16 protein-coding genes are annotated in these 17501 nt (G+C 59.6%); 9 read left to right on the top strand and 7 right to left on the bottom strand.

The genetic code is table 11. The features are described from left to right. Positions 1–104: 104 nt before the first annotated feature. Both hyi and gcl read right to left on the bottom strand, forming a co-directional pair. The gene (hyi, locus tag ACODSV_RS12680) at positions 105–887 is read right to left on the bottom strand and encodes a hydroxypyruvate isomerase (RefSeq protein WP_150095574.1); all 783 of its coding nucleotides are present in this window, start codon (positions 885–887) and stop codon (positions 105–107) included. Between the two features lie 10 nt (positions 888–897). Beyond that, the gene (gene gcl / locus ACODSV_RS12675) at positions 898–2673 is read right to left on the bottom strand and encodes a glyoxylate carboligase (RefSeq protein ID WP_069075578.1); all 1776 of its coding nucleotides are present in this window, start codon (positions 2671–2673) and stop codon (positions 898–900) included. Positions 2674–2929: 256 nt separating this feature from the next. On the opposite strand from gcl, the gene ACODSV_RS12670 reads away from it, so the two are divergent. Continuing rightward, a complete protein-coding gene (locus tag ACODSV_RS12670; RefSeq protein WP_024074283.1) occupies positions 2930–3370 on the top strand; it encodes a GlcG/HbpS family heme-binding protein in 441 nt (146 codons plus the stop codon). 118 nt (positions 3371–3488) lie between these two features. Here ACODSV_RS12670 and ACODSV_RS12665 read toward each other — a convergent pair whose 3' ends face one another. After that, a complete protein-coding gene (locus ACODSV_RS12665; RefSeq protein ID WP_150056003.1) occupies positions 3489–4094 on the bottom strand; it encodes a TetR/AcrR family transcriptional regulator in 606 nt (201 codons plus the stop codon). A gap of 290 nt (positions 4095–4384) precedes the next feature. Between ACODSV_RS12665 and ACODSV_RS12660 the strand changes: the two genes are divergently transcribed. After that, positions 4385–5299, top strand: coding sequence for a DUF808 domain-containing protein (locus ACODSV_RS12660; RefSeq protein WP_150056002.1), 915 nt, complete (start codon positions 4385–4387; stop codon positions 5297–5299). A gap of 55 nt (positions 5300–5354) precedes the next feature. On the opposite strand, the gene ACODSV_RS12655 is transcribed toward ACODSV_RS12660, so the two are convergent. Then, entirely contained in the window at positions 5355–6143 is a 789-nt protein-coding gene (locus ACODSV_RS12655) for an MlaA family lipoprotein (protein ID WP_024074292.1), read from the bottom strand. Next, positions 6136–7434 (bottom strand): serine protein kinase PrkA, encoded by a 1299-nt coding sequence (locus tag ACODSV_RS12650; protein ID WP_024074293.1) that lies wholly within the window; start codon positions 7432–7434, stop codon positions 6136–6138. The genes ACODSV_RS12655 and ACODSV_RS12650 overlap by 8 nt, the downstream gene beginning before the upstream one ends. A gap of 236 nt (positions 7435–7670) precedes the next feature. On the opposite strand from ACODSV_RS12650, the gene ACODSV_RS12645 reads away from it, so the two are divergent. Next, positions 7671–8039: a hypothetical protein gene (locus tag ACODSV_RS12645; protein ID WP_024074294.1), complete on the top strand. Its 369-nt coding sequence runs from the start codon at positions 7671–7673 to the stop codon at positions 8037–8039. Positions 8040–8119: 80 nt separating this feature from the next. Here ACODSV_RS12645 and ACODSV_RS12640 read toward each other — a convergent pair whose 3' ends face one another. Beyond that, positions 8120–9673, bottom strand: a complete 1554-nt coding sequence (locus tag ACODSV_RS12640) for a glycoside hydrolase family 17 protein (RefSeq protein ID WP_150056256.1) — start codon at positions 9671–9673, stop codon at positions 8120–8122. A 332-nt stretch (positions 9674–10005) separates the two neighbouring features. On the opposite strand from ACODSV_RS12640, the gene ACODSV_RS12635 reads away from it, so the two are divergent. From ACODSV_RS12635 to ACODSV_RS12625, 3 genes are all read left to right on the top strand, one after another. Next, positions 10006–10857, top strand: a complete 852-nt coding sequence (locus tag ACODSV_RS12635; protein ID WP_024074296.1) for a glycine betaine ABC transporter substrate-binding protein — start codon at positions 10006–10008, stop codon at positions 10855–10857. A 252-nt stretch (positions 10858–11109) separates the two neighbouring features. Further along, positions 11110–11421 (top strand): DUF485 domain-containing protein, encoded by a 312-nt coding sequence (locus ACODSV_RS12630; RefSeq protein ID WP_024074297.1) that lies wholly within the window; start codon positions 11110–11112, stop codon positions 11419–11421. After that, complete coding sequence (locus ACODSV_RS12625; protein ID WP_024074298.1) at positions 11418–13076, top strand: cation acetate symporter; 1659 nt, start codon at positions 11418–11420, stop codon at positions 13074–13076. Before ACODSV_RS12630 ends, ACODSV_RS12625 begins: the two co-directional genes overlap by 4 nt. 244 nt (positions 13077–13320) lie before the next feature. On the opposite strand, the gene gltA is transcribed toward ACODSV_RS12625, so the two are convergent. After that, positions 13321–14610, bottom strand: a complete 1290-nt coding sequence (gltA, locus tag ACODSV_RS12620) for a citrate synthase (protein WP_003222994.1) — start codon at positions 14608–14610, stop codon at positions 13321–13323. Between the two features lie 364 nt (positions 14611–14974). On the opposite strand from gltA, the gene sdhC reads away from it, so the two are divergent. The 3 genes from sdhC to sdhA are packed head-to-tail and all read left to right on the top strand — an operon-like array spanning position 14975 to position 17490. Then, positions 14975–15352 carry a succinate dehydrogenase, cytochrome b556 subunit gene (gene sdhC / locus ACODSV_RS12615; protein WP_024074299.1) on the top strand — a complete coding sequence of 126 codons (378 nt, stop codon included), beginning with the start codon at positions 14975–14977 and terminating at the stop codon, positions 15350–15352. Continuing rightward, positions 15346–15714 (top strand): succinate dehydrogenase, hydrophobic membrane anchor protein, encoded by a 369-nt coding sequence (sdhD, locus tag ACODSV_RS12610; RefSeq protein ID WP_024074300.1) that lies wholly within the window; start codon positions 15346–15348, stop codon positions 15712–15714. Before sdhC ends, sdhD begins: the two co-directional genes overlap by 7 nt. A 3-nt stretch (positions 15715–15717) precedes the next feature. Further along, the gene (gene sdhA / locus ACODSV_RS12605) at positions 15718–17490 is read left to right on the top strand and encodes a succinate dehydrogenase flavoprotein subunit (RefSeq protein ID WP_024074301.1); all 1773 of its coding nucleotides are present in this window, start codon (positions 15718–15720) and stop codon (positions 17488–17490) included. Positions 17491–17501: the final 11 nt, after the last annotated feature.

The following is a 17501-nucleotide window of genomic DNA, read 5'->3' as shown; positions in this document are numbered from 1 at the left end:
GGGGGCTTGCTCCCGATAGCGGTGTGTTAGACGAAATGGTGTTGACTGACTCGCCGCCATCGGGGGCAAGCCCCCTCCCACATTTTGGTTTTGGGTGGTGCCTGTCAGATGGCGTTATGGGTTTTGAGCCAACCCAAACCCGCTTCGGTGGTGGTCAACGGCTTGTACTCACAGCCCACCCAACCCTGGTACCCAATCCGATCCAGATGTTCGAACAGGAAGCGATAGTTGATCTCCCCAGTCCCCGGCTCATTACGCCCCGGGTTATCCGCCAGCTGGATATGGTTGATCTCACCCAGGTGCGCGGCCATGGTGCGGGCCAGATCACCTTCCATGATTTGCATGTGATAGATGTCGTATTGCAGGAACAGGTTGGCACTGCCCACCTGCTCGCGGATCGACAGGGCCTGGGCGGTGTTATTCAGGTAGAAGCCTGGAATATCACGGGTATTGATCGCCTCCATCACCAGCTTGATGCCCACTGCTTGCAGTTTGTCGGCGGCGTACTTGAGGTTGGCGACAAAGGTTTTTTCCAGGGTTGCATCATCAACGCCCTGGGGCCGGATACCCGCCAGGCAGTTGACCTGCGTATTACCCAGCACCTGGGCATAGGCGATGGCCAAGTTGACCCCCGCGCGGAATTCCTCGACCCGATCCGGGTGGCAGGCCAGGCCGCGTTCGCCCTTGGCCCAGTCACCGGCCGGCAGGTTGAACAGCACTTGGGTCAGGCCATGGGCATCCAACTGTGCCTTGATGTCGGCTGAGCTGAACTCGTAGGGGAACAGGTATTCCACCCCACTGAAGCCTGCCTCGGCAGCGGCTTTGAAGCGAGCAAGAAAGTCCTGTTCGGTAAACAGCATGGACAGGTTGGCGGCGAAGCGCGGCATAGGGTTCTCCTTAATCGAGCAGGGAAATGGCGGTCGGCGCATCATTGCCGACCAAGGCCAGGTCTTCGAATTCATTGACGGCGTTGATCTCGGTGCCCATGGAAATATTGGTCACGCGCTCCAGAATAATCTCAACGATCACCGGGACCTTGAATTCTTCGATCATCGTTTCGGCCTTGCGCAACGCCGGCGCAATCTGGCTCGGCTCGAACACGCGCAGGGCCTTGCACCCCAGGCCTTCGGCAACCGCGACGTGGTCCACGCCATAGCCGTTGAGTTCCGGGGCGTTGAGGTTGTCGAAGGACAGCTGCACGCAGTAGTCCATTTCAAAGCCACGCTGGGCCTGGCGGATCAGCCCCAGGTAGGAGTTGTTCACCACCACGTGGATGTACGGCAGCTTGAACTGCGCGCCCACGGCCAGCTCTTCGATCATGAACTGGAAGTCATAGTCGCCGGACAGCGCCACCACTTTGCGGCTCGGGTCGGCCTTGACCACGCCCAGCGCTGCCGGGATGGTCCAGCCCAATGGGCCAGCCTGGCCGCAGTTGATCCAATGGCGTGGCTTGTAGACGTGCAGGAATTGCGCGCCGGCAATCTGCGACAGGCCGATGGTGCTGACGTAGCAGGTGTCTTTGCCGAACACCTGGTTCATCTCTTCGTACACCCGTTGCGGCTTGACCGGCACGTTGTCGAAGTGGGTCTTGCGGTGCAGGGTGGCTTTGCGCTGCTGGCAATCATGCAGCCAGGCGCTGCGGTCCTTGAGTAAGCCTGCGGCTTTCCACTCGCGGGCCACTTCGATAAACATCGTCAGCGCGGCGCCCGCGTCGGAAACAATACCCAGGTCGGGGGTGAAGACGCGGCCGATCTGCGTCGGCTCGATGTCGACGTGAATGAATTTACGCCCCTGGGTGTACACCTCCACCGAGCCCGTGTGGCGGTTGGCCCAGCGGTTGCCGATGCCCAGCACCACATCTGACTTGAGCAGCGTGGCGTTGCCGTAACGGTGGGAGGTTTGCAGGCCGACCATGCCCACCATCAGCGGGTGATCGTCCGGGATGGTGCCCCAGCCCATCAGGGTCGGGATCACTGGAATGCCGGTCAGCTCGGCGAACTCCACCAGCAGCTCGCTGGCGTCGGCGTTGATCACGCCGCCACCGCTTACCAGCAGCGGGCGTTCGGCCTGGTCCAGCAGTGCCAGGGCTTTCTCGACCTGGATGCGTGTGGCCAGGGGTTTGGCCAGGGGCAGTGGCTGGTAGGCGTCGATATCGAATTCGATCTCGGCCATCTGCACGTCGAACGGCAGGTCGATCAGCACCGGACCGGGGCGGCCGGAGCGCATTTCGTAGAAGGCTTTCTGGAACGCGTAGGGCACCTGGCCGGGTTCCAGGACGGTGGTTGCCCATTTGGTCACCGGCTTGACGATGCTGGTGATGTCCACGGCCTGGAAGTCTTCCTTGTGCATGCGTGCCCGTGGCGCCTGGCCGGTGATGCACAGGATCGGGATCGAGTCGGCCGAGGCGCTGTAGAGGCCGGTGACCATATCGGTGCCCGCCGGGCCCGAAGTGCCGATGCACACGCCGATATTGCCGGCCTTGGTGCGGGTGTAGCCCTCGGCCATGTGCGAGGCGCCTTCAACGTGGCGAGCAAGGACGTGATCGATGCCACCCACTTTCTGCAAGGCCGAATACAGTGGGTTGATCGCGGCGCCTGGGATACCGAAGGCGGTGTCCACGCCTTCACGGCGCATCACTAAAACGGCGGCTTCGATTGCTCTCATTTTGCTCATTGTTTTGGTGCCTCTTGCGTTTTGTAATTGTATACAAGTGGTGTTTGTCCAAAGTGTATTCACGGCGAGCGACATAGGTCAATGCATTTTATGTGCGGTCCTTTGCGTTCGTCGGAAGGCAGTTTTTCGACGGATGGAGGGTTTGTTAAGAAATATTGTATACAATAAATAAAATAATTGTGTTCTATTTGTTTGATCGAGCATCTGATCAAACAGACCTCCACGGCGTTACCCATAACAAGATAAGGACGGCACCATGAGCGCTTTAACCTTGAAAATTGCCACCCAACTGGCCAGCCAGGCCCTTACCGCTGGCCGTACGATTTCAGCCGCGCCGCTGACCATCGCGGTACTGGACAGCGGCGGCCACTTGATCACCCTGCAACGGGAAGACGGCGCCAGCCTGCTGCGCCCGCAAATCGCCATCGGCAAGGCCTGGGGGGCGATCGCCTTGGGCAAAGGCTCACGCCTGCTGGCGCTGGATGCGCAGCAGCGCCCGGCGTTTATCGCGGCGTTGAACAGCTTGGGGCAGGGCAGCGTGGTGCCGGCACCGGGCGGGGTGTTGATTCGCGATCAGGCGGGGTTGGTGTTGGGGGCGATCGGGATCAGTGGGGATACGTCGGATATTGACGAGCAGTGTGCGATCACGGCGATCGAGGGGGTGGGGTTGATGGCGGATGCGGGGGTGTCAGCTTGAGGATTGGGTGACTGTCAGGGCCTCATCGGGGGCAAGCCCCTCCCACATTTTGAACTGCGAACATGGTCAAAATTGTGGGAGGGGGCTTGCCCCCGATTGGCCCAGGCCCCCCGGTGTATCAGTCCGGCTCACACCCCTTGAGCACCAACCGAATAATCGTCTGCGCCGCGGCTTCATAATCGGCCTCATCCAGCTTGGCTTTGCCGGTCACCGCCGAGATCTGCCAGTCAAAATCCGCATACGTCTGCGTCGCCGCCCAGATGCTGAACATCAGGTGATTTGGATTGATCGGTGCAATCAACCCGCGATCCACCCAGCTCTGGATGCAGTCGATATTGTGCTTGGCCTGGGCGTTGAGCTGTTCAACCTGCTCGGTGCTCAGGTGCGGGGCGCCATGCATGATTTCGCTGGCGAACACCTTGGAGGCGAACGGCAGGTCGCGGGAGATACGGATTTTCGAGCGGATGTAGTTGCTGAGCACCACCGAAGGCTCACCCTCGGGGTTGAACGGCGTGGAAGCCGCCAGGATCGGCTCGATAATGCTCTCGAGCACCTCGCGGTAGAGGTTGTCCTTGGACTTGAAGTAGTAATAGACGTTGGGCTTGGGCAACCCGGCCTTGGCGGCGATGTCGCTGGTCTTGGTCGCGGCGAAGCCCTTGTCGGCAAACTCCTCGCTGGCCGCCCGCAGGATCTTTTCTTTGTTGCGCTCGCGAATGGTGCTCATAAAGTGCTCAGTCTCACAGATACTGTTTTTTTTTGACGGCGTCTGTTGCCGCCATTCTGCGTCGCCGCTCCTTCCCCTAGCGAGCTATGAGTCGTCGCGGCTCCTTGCCTGACGACAACAGCCACTCGCCAAAAGAGAAACGTATCTATGAAACTGAGCACGGGATGTTTCCTTGCCAGGACAGGCGGTCGGGCATGGTAGCACCGGCCATCCGCGGGCCTCAACAAGGTGCCCGTAAAGCGCTGTACCGCGTTATGCTCGCGTCCTCCCCCCTTACGGAAGTCTGATTCATGGCAGGAAGCAGCTTGTTGGTATTGATCGATGACATCGCCGCGGTACTCGATGACGTTGCCCTGATGACAAAAATGGCCGCAAAGAAGACCTCCGGCGTGCTGGGGGACGACCTGGCGCTTAACGCCCAGCAGGTTTCCGGCGTACGTGCCGAACGGGAAATCCCAGTGGTGTGGGCCGTTGCCAAGGGTTCCTTCATCAACAAGTTGATCCTGGTGCCCACTGCGCTGTTGATCAGTGCTTTCGCGCCCTGGGCGGTGACGCCGTTGTTGATGCTCGGCGGCGCCTACCTGTGTTTCGAAGGCTTTGAGAAACTCGCGCATAAATTCCTGCACAGCAAAGCTGAAGACCAGGCCGAACACACGCAATTGGTCGAAGCCGTGGCCGACCCGGCAACCGATCTGGTGGCCTTTGAAAAGGACAAGATCAAAGGGGCGATCCGCACCGACTTTATCCTCTCGGCGGAAATCATCGCCATCACCCTCGGCACCGTGGCCGATGCGCCCTTGATGCAACAGGTGATCGTGCTGTCGGGCATTGCCATTGTCATGACCATCGGCGTCTATGGGTTGGTGGCCGGTATCGTCAAGCTGGATGACTTGGGCCTGTGGCTCACCCAGAAGCCCGGCCAGATGGCGCGCAGTATCGGCGGCGGGATCCTGCGGGCGGCGCCGTACATGATGAAGAGCTTGTCGGTGATAGGGACGGCGGCGATGTTCCTGGTCGGCGGCGGCATCCTGACCCATGGCGTGCCGGTGGTGCATCACTGGATCGAGGGCGTGAGCCAGAGCACCGGTGGATTGGCGTGGTTGATGCCGACGTTACTGAATGCGGTGGCGGGGGTTATCGCTGGGGCGCTCGTATTGGCGCTGGTCAGCGTGGTGGGCAAGATCTGGAAAGCGCTCAAGGCATAAATCGCCGACACAAAAAAAGGCCATTCAATCGAATGGCCTTTTTTGTCGGCGTTATTTACTCGGCAATCTGCAACTTGCGTGATTCGGTATAGATGTAGCGCACCTTCTCGTACTCGAACGGCGAGTTCATCTGACCGTAGCGGAAGCTGGTCTGGTAGCGCTTGTCGACGGCACGCAGGGCCCAGATTTCCGGGTGGTTGGAGCTGACTTCGGAGACGTTCAGGAAGTTGATCTCGGTTTCGGCACCGTAGTCGACGATCAGGCCGGTGGTGTCGCGCAGGTTCGACGGGCCGAAGATCGGCAGCACCAGGTAGGCGCCGCCGGGGACGCCGTAGAAGCCCAGGGTCTGGCCGAAGTCTTCGCTCTGGCGCGGCAGGCCCATGGCGGTAGCCGGGTCCCACAGGCCGGCGATGCCGATGGTGGTGTTGAGCAACAGGCGCCCGGTGGTTTCCAGGGAGCGATGGCCCTTGAGCTGCAACAGGCTGTTCAACAGATTGGGGACGTCGCCCAGGTTGTTGAAGAAGTTGCTCACGCCGGTCCGCAGGAAGCTTGGCGTGACGTAGCGGTAACCGTCGACCACCGGCAGGAACACCCATTGGTCGAAGCGGTAGTTGAAGTGGTAAACGCGGCGGTTCCACGACTCCAGCGGGTCATACACGTTGAGTGCGGTGAGCGACGAACGCTCGAACTCGCGCTGGTCCAGGCCCGGGTTGAACTTGAGTTTGGTCAGCGGTTCCTTGAAACCGTCGGAATCTACTACGGTGGGTGTGTGGGCCTTGCTGTTGTCGGCATTGGCCACGCCTGCGCACATTAAAGCGGCGAGCAGAAGAAGATATTTAGCCACGGAAGAACTCCAGCATGGCGTCGGCGTTGACGCGGTAATTGAGGTTGCCGCAGTGGCCGCCCAGTGGGTAGACGGTCAAGCGATCGCCGAAGGTTTTACGTAGGAAACCGAGGTCGCCGGGGCCCAGGATCACGTCGTCGGCATTGTGCATGACGGCGATTTTCGGGCTGTCGTGCAAGTAGTCCTTGAGGGCGTACAGGCTGACCTGGTCAACCAGTTGCAACAGACTGCCGCCATCGGAGCGGGCGCGCCACATCGGGATTACCTGCTCGGTGAGGTAGCAGTCGAAGTCGCATTGCAGCGCACGCTTGAGGAACGGCGTGAGGCTGGTGCCTTCGGTGATCGGGTACTTCGGCGGGATGATCAGGCCGCGGCGGTTGATCAGGTCCGAGGTGAAGGCGATGTCGGCCGCCGAGAAGCGAAACGAGGTGCCGATCAGCATGGCCATCTGTTCGTTGGTCAGGTGCTGCTTGGAGTTCTGGAAGTCGTAGAGCAGGGCATCGTTGAGGTCGATGTAGCCCTTTTGCTGGAAGTAGCGGGTCAGTTTATTCAGCACCAGCTCATAGAAAGTGGTGGTGTTGTTGATGCCCTTGACCTCGGTCTGTACCAGCTTGTCGAGGTTGGTGACCGAGGTATACAGGTTGACCGGTGGGTTAAGCAGCAGCACTTTCTTGAAGTTGAAGCTGCGACGGGTCTCGTCGAGCTTGCTGACAAACGCCGCGTCCAGGGCGCCAAGGCTGTAGCCGGTAAGGTAGAAGTCGGTCACCGGCAGCGAGGCGTTCTGTGCGCGCACGGCCTGCATCACGCGGTACATATCTTCGGCATCTTCCTGGCTGATGCCAGGGGTGGCGAAGCGCGAAGCCGAGGCGATGAAGTCGAAGCTGGTCGGCGAAGACAATTGCACCACGTGGTAGCCGGCCTGGTAATACAGCTTTTTCAGGTACTCGTTGATGCTGCTGTCAAAGCGCGCGCCGGTGCCGGCGATCAGGAAGATCAGCGGCGCGGCGCGATCCTGCTTGGCGATGCGGTAGGTCAGTTTCTTCACTGCCCAGAAATTGTCGGGCAGGCTGAATTCGCGCTCGGGGCGCATGTTCAGGGTGTAGTCGGACTGGTTGATCTCGTCGTCGGTCGGCAGTTTGGGCCGAAGGTCAGGCGGGGTGGTGGCGATGGTCGCTTCGAACGGGTTCGTCAAAGGGAAGCCATAGCTGGCTTGGTCAATGTCGACGGCCAGTGCTGACGCACTCAAAAATAGGCTGCCCAGCAAGGCAGCACAGCGCAAGGAACGGAGCATGACTTAATCCCTAAGAGGAAACGTGCTGAATGAAGTTCGCAGGCTATGACCACCGCGTTGCCACCGAAGTGCCAGCCTTCGGCACGAAAAGTCGGAAAAAAACGTCGGAATCGGGGTAATAGTCGGCAGACGATACACTTTGCCACGTATTGGTGAACACTAATTGTGTGTATGTATCTTGCTAACGGCCGCTGGCGCATTAAGCTGAGCGCCGTTTTTGCCTTTCGGAGTGCTCCATGTCCCGCCGCTTGCCGTTGATCCTGCTGCTTATCGCCCTGCCGTTATGGCTGGCTGCCAGTTATGCCGCACGTTACGGCTTCATGGAGGATGGCCAGTGGGTTGGCATCTGTGCCGATGAGGCCAGCCGCTGGGAATGCCAGGTGCGGTCGAACCTGGGCTTGATGATTCACTTCAAAGTGATGGGCTGGGCTGCGTTGGTGACCTCGGTGCTGGCGTTTTTCGTGCCGGGTCGTGCGGGGTGGGGCTTGGCCGTGTTGGGCCTGGTGTTCGGGTTCCCGGCCCTGGCGTTGTACAACACCACGTTTGCGGTGTTTGCGGTAGTGATTGCCGGGTTGCGGTTGGTCAGGCAGCCGCGGGGCGCCTGATAGGGCCAATCGGGGGCAAGCCCCCTCCCACCTTTGGAATGCGTTCTCATGTGGGAGGGGGCTGGCCCCCGATAGCGGTCTTAAGCCTTGCGCATCCGCAAGCACCGCCACAAGGTCACAACCATCAACACGCTGACCAGCGCCCAAGCCCATGCCTGCTGGTTGAACAGCCCTTCGCGGTACAGTTGCGGCGCAATGCCGGCACCGATGATAAAGGTCAGCAGGGCAATTTCCCGGCGCGGCCCGGTCACCGGGCGAACCAGATAGACCAAGGCGGGCAGTACCAGCGCGGCACTTGGGAAGCTGCGATAACGGGGGTCGAACACCAGCGCCAGCATCATTACCGCGCCCGCGAACCCGGCCATCGCCACCAGCCAACCGGCGCGCTGCTCCAGCCAGTCGAAGGCGCGCGCGCGCCAACCATGGCGAGTACTCAGGGCCAGGGCGGCATGGGCCAGCACCAGCAGGTTCAGCGCCACCAGCAAGCCGGCCCATACCCACTCATCATTAAAGCGTGCGGTCACGCGGGTGAGTTCGGCCCAGGTGCCGATAGAACAGGCCGCGACGCCCCCCAGCAGCGGCAACAACCAGGCAGCGCAGGTGCTGCGGACGCGGCCACCGAGCACCAGGGTACCCAGCAGGATAAGCCCGCCCATGCCCAGCCATAGTGGCCAGTACGGCACATTGGTCACCGGGCCAGCAAGGATGCCCTTGTCCTGGCGATCCGCATCGAACAGGCCCCAGTAACCGCCTACGGCGCCTTCGCTGGCGCGCTTCCACGGTTGGTCGAAGGCTTCGATCAGGTTGTAGCGCCAGCCGTTGGCCTCAGCCATGGCGACAAAACCACGCATGAACTTGGCTTCATTGACTCGGCTCGGCACGGCGGTTTCGCGCTGGCGACCCTCGCTCGGCCAGCCGGTCTCGCCGATCATCACGTCCTTGGGGGCGAACTTATTGCCGAAGGTCTGGCGCACATCCCCTACATGCTTGAGCGCCTGGTCGATGCCCGACGGGTCATCTTCCCAGTACGGCAGCAGGTGAATGGTCAGGAAATCCACCGCCGGGGCGATTTCCGGGTGTTGCAGCCAGAACTCCCAGACATCGGCGTAGGTGACCGGCTGCTTGATCTGGCTTTTGACTTTATGGATCAGCTTCACCAACTGCGCGGCGGTGACTTCCTTGCGCAGCAGGGTTTCGTTGCCGACGATCACCGAGGTCACCACGTCGGCGTTGGCATTGGCCGAGGCGATCAGGGCGTCGACTTCTTTCTCGGTGTCGACGGGGTTGCTGTTGACCCAGGCGCCGATCATCAACTTCAACCCATGCTTGCGCGCCAGGTCCGGCAAGGCTTCCAGGCCGGTCATGGAATAGGTGCGGATGCATTCGAAGCGGGTGGCGAGCAGGGCCAGGTCGGCGTCCATGCGCTCGGGGCGCAGCGTGAACGGCTGGTCGAACGGCGATTGGTCCTTGTCGAATGGCGTGTAGGACGCACATTGCAGCTTGTGGCTGGCGCTGGCGACGTCCGGCAGGACCACCGGCCGGCCGAGGCCATACCAGTAGCCGACAAGGGCAAGCACGGCAAGGATCAGGGCGAAGCAATAGGGCAGGGCAGGGAAGCGGGCATTGGCGGGCATGGTCGGCTTATCTGGGGGAGCAAAGGCGCGCATCTTACCCGGATTTAGCCCGTCCCAGTGCAGCAGCATAATTTTGACATGCAAAGTTCGGGCGGGATTGTGGCGCTATGTCCTACAAAATGACTTGCTGGCGATGTGATGTCGTTTCTTGCTTACCTGAGGTCGCGGACAGAGCAGGTCGAAGATTGGCGCAGGTTGATGATCGAAGTGTCAGCACTCCACTGATGTCGCAACAGCCGAATCGATGCGCGTGAAGGGGGCGCGGTGCACCACATAACAACAGGTTGACGTCGCTCGGCATCCGTCGGGCGCAGCACTTTCGGGGAAGTACTATGAAGATGCGACGACTCTTGGGCGCAGCTGCCACTCTGGTAGTTGCGATGGGCTCCACACTGGCCAGCGCCGACAGCAAGACCCTGAGCATCGGCTACGTGGACGGCTGGTCCGACAGCGTTGCCACCACCCATGTGGCGGCAGAGGTGATCAAGGAAAAGCTCGGTTATGACGTGAAACTGCAAGCGGTCGCCACCGGGATCATGTGGCAGGGTGTGGCCACCGGCAAGCTCGACGCCATGCTCTCCGCCTGGCTGCCCGTGACGCACGGTGAGTACTGGGCCAAGAACAAGGACAAAGTGGTCGACTACGGCCCCAACTTCAAGGATGCGAAGATCGGCCTGATCGTGCCGGAGTACGTCAAGGCCAAGTCCATCGAAGACCTCAAGACCGATACCACCTTCAAGAACAAAATCGTTGGGATTGACGCCGGTTCAGGCGTGATGCTCAAGACCGACGAAGCCATCAAGGCTTATGGCCTGGACTACAAGCTGCAAGCCAGCTCCGGCGCCGCAATGATCGCCGAACTGACCCGTGCCGAAGACAAGCAGGAATCCATCGCGGTCACCGGTTGGGTGCCACACTGGATGTTCGCCAAGTGGAAACTGCGTTTCCTGGACGATCCAAAAGGGATTTATGGTGCTGCTGAAACCGTCAACAGCATCGGCAGCAAGGGCCTGGAGAAGAAAGCGCCGGAAGTCGCGGCCTTCCTGAAGAAATTCCAGTGGGCCTCCAAGGACGAAATCGGCGAAGTCATGCTGGCCATTCAAGAGGGCGCCAAGCCTGATGCAGCGGCCAAGGATTGGGTTGCAAAGCACCCTGAGCGTGTAGCCGAGTGGATCGGTAAGTAACAGACCCTGATATACCCTTGTGGGAGGGCTTGCCCCCGATGGCAATCTGTCAGCTATCGATGTGCTGGCTGACACACTGTCATCGGGGCAAGCCCCCTCCCACATTAATTTCATCCCCTGCAAATCCTCCTGCATTCTCCCGATCCCTCGCTACACTCGATCTAAGACTAAGGTCGTCTGGAACCTCTACGGCAGCCGCATACAGTGGATACGTTCCAATAATAAAAAAGCTGTGCTGCGAGGATAAAAACAATGAACGACAGCATTTACCTCTCGATTCAAAACAGCCCGCGCTTCAAGGAGCTGGTGAGAAAAAGGGAAAGGTTCGCCTGGATTCTCTCGGCGATCATGCTAGGGCTTTACTCCGGATTCATCCTGTTGATCGCCTACGGGCCGCAAATACTGGGCGCTAAACTCAGCCCCGGTTCATCCATCACCTGGGGAATCCCCATCGGTGTCGGGCTGATTGTCTCGGCCTTTGTGCTCACCGGCATCTACGTGCGACGCGCCAACGGCGAATTCGACGACCTGAACAATGCGATTCTCAAGGAGGCTGCGCAATGATCCGTCGTCTATTGGCTGTATTCGGCGCTTCGGTCTTCGCGCCCGCTGTCTGGGCGGCGGATGCATTGACCGGTGAAGTGCACAAACAACCGCTGAATATTCCAGCGATCCTGATGTTCGTGGCCTTTGTCGGCGCGACATTGTGCATTACCTATTGGGCATCCAAGCGCAACAAGTCGGCGGCCGACTACTACGCGGCCGGCGGCAAGATCACCGGTTTCCAGAACGGCCTGGCGATTGCCGGCGACTATATGTCGGCCGCGTCCTTCCTGGGGATTTCCGCACTGGTCTACACCTCCGGCTACGATGGCCTGATCTACTCGATCGGCTTCCTGGTGGGCTGGCCGATCATTTTGTTCCTGATCGCCGAGCGCCTGCGTAACCTGGGCAAATACACGTTTGCCGACGTGGCGTCCTACCGCCTCGGGCAAACCCAGATCCGCAGCCTGTCGGCATGTGGCTCGCTGGTGGTGGTTGCGTTCTACCTGATTGCGCAGATGGTTGGCGCGGGCAAGCTGATCCAACTGCTGTTCGGCCTGGATTACCATGTGGCGGTGATCCTGGTGGGTATCCTGATGTGCATGTACGTGCTGTTCGGCGGCATGCTGGCAACCACCTGGGTGCAGATCATCAAGGCCGTGCTGCTGTTGTCCGGTGCCTCGTTCATGGCGCTGATGGTGATGAAGCACGTCAACTTCGACTTCAACATGCTGTTTTCCGAGGCGATCAAGGTTCACCCTAAAGGTGAGGCGATCATGAGCCCCGGCGGTTTGGTGAAAGACCCGATCTCGGCATTGTCCCTGGGCCTGGCGCTGATGTTCGGTACTGCCGGCCTGCCGCACATCCTGATGCGCTTCTTCACGGTGAGCGATGCCAAGGAAGCGCGTAAGAGCGTGCTGTATGCCACTGGCTTTATCGGCTACTTCTACATCCTGACCTTCATCATCGGCTTCGGCGCGATCCTGCTGGTCAGTACCAACCCGGCGTTCAAGGATGCGGCAGGTGCCTTGCTGGGCGGTAACAACATGGCGGCGGTGCACCTGGCCAATGCGGTGGGCGGCAGTATCTTCCTGGGCTTCATCTCGGCCGTGGCGTTTGCCACCATCCTGGCAGTGGTAGCCGGCTTGACCCTCGCGGGTGCCTCGGCGGTGTCCCATGACCTGTACGCCAGCGTGATCAGGAAAGGCAGGGTCAACGAGAAGGACGAGATCCGCGTCTCGAAGATCACCACCATCGCCCTGGCGGTGCTGGCTATCGGCCTGGGTATCCTGTTCGAAAGCCAGAACATTGCGTTCATGGTCGGCCTGGCGTTCTCCATCGCCGCCAGCTGTAACTTCCCGGTGCTGCTGCTTTCCATGTACTGGAAGAATCTCACCACCCGTGGCGCGATGATCGGCGGTTGGTTGGGCCTGGTCAGCGCGGTGGGCCTGATGATCCTGGGGCCAACCATTTGGGTCTCGATCCTGCACCATGAGAAAGCGATCTTCCCGTACGAATATCCGGCGTTGTTCTCGATGATCATTGCGTTCATCGGTATCTGGTTCTTCTCCATCACCGACAAGTCGGCGGCGGCAGTCAAGGAACGTGCGCTGTACTTCCCGCAGTTTGTGCGTTCGCAGACTGGCCTGGGGGCGAGTGGGGCGGTTTCTCACTAAGGTAGTAGCTGGATAAGGAAATGCCCCGGTCGAAAGGCCGGGGCATTTTTTTGTCTGGGGTTCCGTGTTGTCTGTACTAATGTCATCGGGGGCAAGCCCCCTCTCACCGTTAACCGAGTACAACATTTGGAATACAGTTCAATGTGGGAGGGGGCTTGCCCCCGATGGCGGTAGATCAGGCGACACAAACAAAAACGGCCTCCACTGAGGGAGGCCGTTCTCATTACAAACAAGCCGTTAATGCTTACTTGCGATCTTCCAGCTTGGTGATGTCACGCGACTCGTAGCCGGTGTACAGCTGGCGCGGGCGGCCAATCTTGTACGGGCTGGAGAGCATTTCTTTCCAGTGGGAGATCCAGCCCACGGTCCGCGCCAGGGCGAAGATCACGGTGAACATGCTGGTTGGAATGCCGATCGCCTTGAGGATGATCCCCGAGTAGAAGTCGACGTTCGGGTACAGCGAGCGTTCGATGAAGTACGGGTCGGTCAGGGCGATCTCTTCCAGGCGCATGGCCAGTTCGAGTTGCGGATCGTTGTTGATGCCCAGTTCCTTCAGCACTTCGTCGCAGGTCTGCTTCATGACGGTGGCGCGTGGGTCGCGGTTCTTGTAGACCCGGTGACCGAAGCCCATCAACTTGAACGGATCGTTCTTGTCCTTGGCCTTGGCGATGAACTTGTCGATGTTCGAGACATCGCCGATTTCATCGAGCATGGTCAGTACGGCTTCGTTTGCACCGCCGTGGGCAGGGCCCCACAGTGCGGCGATACCGGCGGCAATACAGGCGAACGGGTTGGCACCCGAAGAGCCCGCCAGGCGCACGGTAGAGGTGGAGGCGTTCTGCTCGTGGTCGGCGTGGAGGATGAAGATCCGGTCCATTGCCTTGGCGAGTACCGGGCTGATCGGTTTGATCTCGCACGGGGTGTTGAACATCATGTGCAGGAAGTTTTCCGCGTACGTCAGGTCGTTGCGCGGGTACATCATGGGTTGCCCCATGGAGTACTTGTAAACCATTGCGGCCAGGGTCGGCATCTTGGCAACCAGGCGGATCGCGGAAATTTCGCGATGCTGCGGGTTATTGATGTCGAGGGAGTCGTGATAGAAGGCAGACAGGGCGCCAACCACACCGCACATGACGGCCATCGGGTGGGCGTCGCGGCGGAAGCCGTTGAAGAAGGTCTTCAACTGCTCGTGAACCATGGTGTGGTTCTTGACGGTGCTGACGAACTGGGCTTTTTGCTCGGCTGTTGGCAGTTCGCCATTTAGCAGCAGGTAGCAGGTTTCCAGGTAGTCCGATTTTTCAGCCAGTTGCTCGATCGGGTAGCCCCGGTGCAGCAAAATGCCATTATCGCCATCGATATAGGTGATCTTCGACTCGCAAGAGGCGGTCGACATGAAGCCTGGGTCGAAAGTGAAACGGCCCGTGGCCGTCAGGCCCCGTACGTCGATAACATCGGGACCAACGGTGCCGGTTAAAATGGGCAGCTCGACGGGGGCTGCGCCCTCGATGATCAACTGCGCTTTTTTGTCAGCCATGTGGCCTCCTATTTATGCTTCAAATCATCAGACAGACCCCCCACGCAGGGCCCGCACCACTATAGTGAGATAAATTCAGATGTCAATTTGCCTAAAGTCTTGCTCCAGAAGGCTTTAACCGTACTTTTTCCTCGAAATTGACTGCCATTTACGCCTTTTATCCCTCCAGCGCAATCCGCTATTAGGGTGAGGTGCGCGCGTTGTCATTAGTAACCTAACTGTCTATACTCGGCCACCGACCGCCAAGGGCTTTTGGGCTTGCTTTCATTGGGGGTCGCACTCCCTGGGTGGTGCTTACCTGACCAGTGCACTCCCCTACAACTTTGCCCTGATTGTTAGGGGCTCTTCAGTGTGAAAAAAAGCCGTGAAGAATAGCCAACGACCTGTAAACCTTGACCTAAGGACCATCAAACTCCCCATCACCGGCGTTACGTCGTTCCTGCACCGTGTTTCCGGCATCATCCTGTTCCTGGGCCTGGGCATCATGCTTTATGCATTGAGCAAATCCCTGGGTTCCGAGGAAGGTTATGCCGAGGTGAAGGCATGCTTGACCAGCCCTCTGGCCAAGTTCGTAGCATGGGGCCTCCTGTCCGCTCTGCTTTATCACCTGGTAGCCGGCGTGCGCCACTTGATTATGGATATGGGCATCGGTGAGACGCTGGAAGGCGGCCGCCGCGGCTCGAAAATCGTCATCGCCATTTCCGTGGTGCTGATCGTTCTGGCAGGAGTTTGGATATGGTAACCAGCGTAACGAATCTGTCGCGTTCGGGCCTCTATGACTGGATGGCACAGCGTGTGTCTGCGGTCGTTCTCGCGGCTTATTTCATTTTCCTGATCGGATACCTCGTCGCAAACCCGGGCATTGGCTATGAGCAATGGCACGGGTTGTTTTCCCACAATGCGATGCGAATCTTCAGTCTGCTGGCCCTTGTAGCCCTGGGCGCTCACGCCTGGGTCGGCATGTGGACCATCGCGACCGACTACCTGACGCCGATGGCGCTGGGCAAGCCCGCGACCGCAGTACGGTTTCTCTTCCAGGCAGTATGCGGCGTCGCGATGTTCGCTTACTTCGTCTGGGGTGTGCAGATTCTTTGGGGTATCTGATCCATGGCTAACATTCCAACTATTTCCTTCGACGCCATCATTATTGGTGGTGGCGGTGCTGGCATGCGCGCAGCGCTGCAGCTGGCTCAGGGTGGTCACAAGACTGCCGTGATCACCAAGGTGTTCCCGACGCGTTCCCATACCGTATCGGCCCAGGGTGGCATCACCTGCGCCATCGCGTCTGCCGACCCGAACGATGACTGGCGCTGGCACATGTACGATACCGTCAAGGGTTCCGACTACATCGGTGACCAGGACGCTATCGAATACATGTGTCAGGAAGGCCCGGCCGCGGTGTTCGAGCTGGACCACATGGGCCTGCCGTTCTCCCGTACCGAGCAAGGCCGTATCTACCAGCGTCCATTCGGCGGCCAGTCGAAGGATTACGGTAAAGGCGGCCAGGCTGCCCGTACATGCGCCGCCTCCGACCGTACCGGTCACGCGTTGCTGCACACCCTTTATCAGGGCAACCTGAAAGCCGGCACCACGTTCCTGAACGAGTACTACGCGGTTGACCTGGTGAAAAACCAGGACGGCGCATTCGTCGGCGTGATTGCCATCTGCATCGAAACCGGTGAAACCACCTATATCCGCGCCAAGGCGACTGTTCTGGCGACCGGTGGTGCAGGTCGTATCTACGCTTCGACTACCAATGCCCTGATCAACACCGGTGACGGCGTCGGCATGGCACTGCGTGCCGGCGTGCCGGTACAGGACATCGAAATGTGGCAGTTCCACCCGACCGGTATTGCCGGCGCTGGTGTACTGGTTACCGAAGGTTGCCGTGGTGAAGGTGGCTACCTGATCAACAAGAACGGCGAGCGTTTCATGGAGCGCTATGCTCCGAACGCGAAAGACCTTGCCGGTCGTGACGTTGTAGCCCGTTCGATGGTCAAGGAAATCATTGCCGGTAACGGCTGTGGCCCGAATGGCGACCACGTGCTGCTCAAGCTCGATCACCTTGGCGAAGAAGTGCTGCACAGCCGCCTGCCCGGTATTTGCGAGCTGTCCAAGACCTTCGCGCACGTTGACCCGGTCGTTGCCCCGGTTCCGGTCGTTCCGACTTGCCACTATATGATGGGCGGTGTTCCGACCAACATTCATGGCCAGGCGATCACCCAGAACGCAGACGGTGTGGACGAGATCATCCATGGTCTGTTCGCCGTGGGCGAAGTGGCTTGCGTATCGGTTCACGGCGCCAACCGCCTGGGCGGCAACTCGCTGCTCGACCTGGTGGTATTCGGTCGTGCTGCTGGCCTGCACCTGGAAAAGGCGCTGACCGACGGCATCGAATACGATGACGCTACCGACGCCAACATCGAAGCGGCCCTGGCACGTCTGACCGCTCTGAACGAGCGTACTGATGGCGAGGACGTGGCTACCCTGCGTCGCGAGCTGCAAAGCTGCATGCAGAACTACTTCGGTGTATTCCGTACTGGCGAATACATGCAGAAGGGGATTGCCCAGTTGGCTGACCTGCGCAAGCGTATCGCCAACGTCAAGATCAACGATAAGAGCCAGGCGTTCAACACCGCTCGTATCGAAGCCCTTGAGCTGCAAAACCTGCTGGAAGTGGCCGAAGCGACTGCGATTGCCGCTGAGGTTCGTAAGGAATCCCGTGGTGCTCACGCTCGTGAAGACTATGAAGATCGCGACGACGAGAACTGGCTGTGCCACACCCTGTACTTCCCGGGTGAAAAGCGCGTTGCCAAGCGTGCCGTGAACTTCTCGCCGAAGACGGTTCCGACGTTTGAACCGAAGATTCGGACTTACTAAGGGTGGCTGCC

It is taken from the genome of Pseudomonas sp. FG86 (assembly GCF_057808775.1).
The sequence above is the reverse complement of the archived record's forward strand: the minus strand, read 5'-3'. Positions and strand labels throughout refer to the sequence as shown.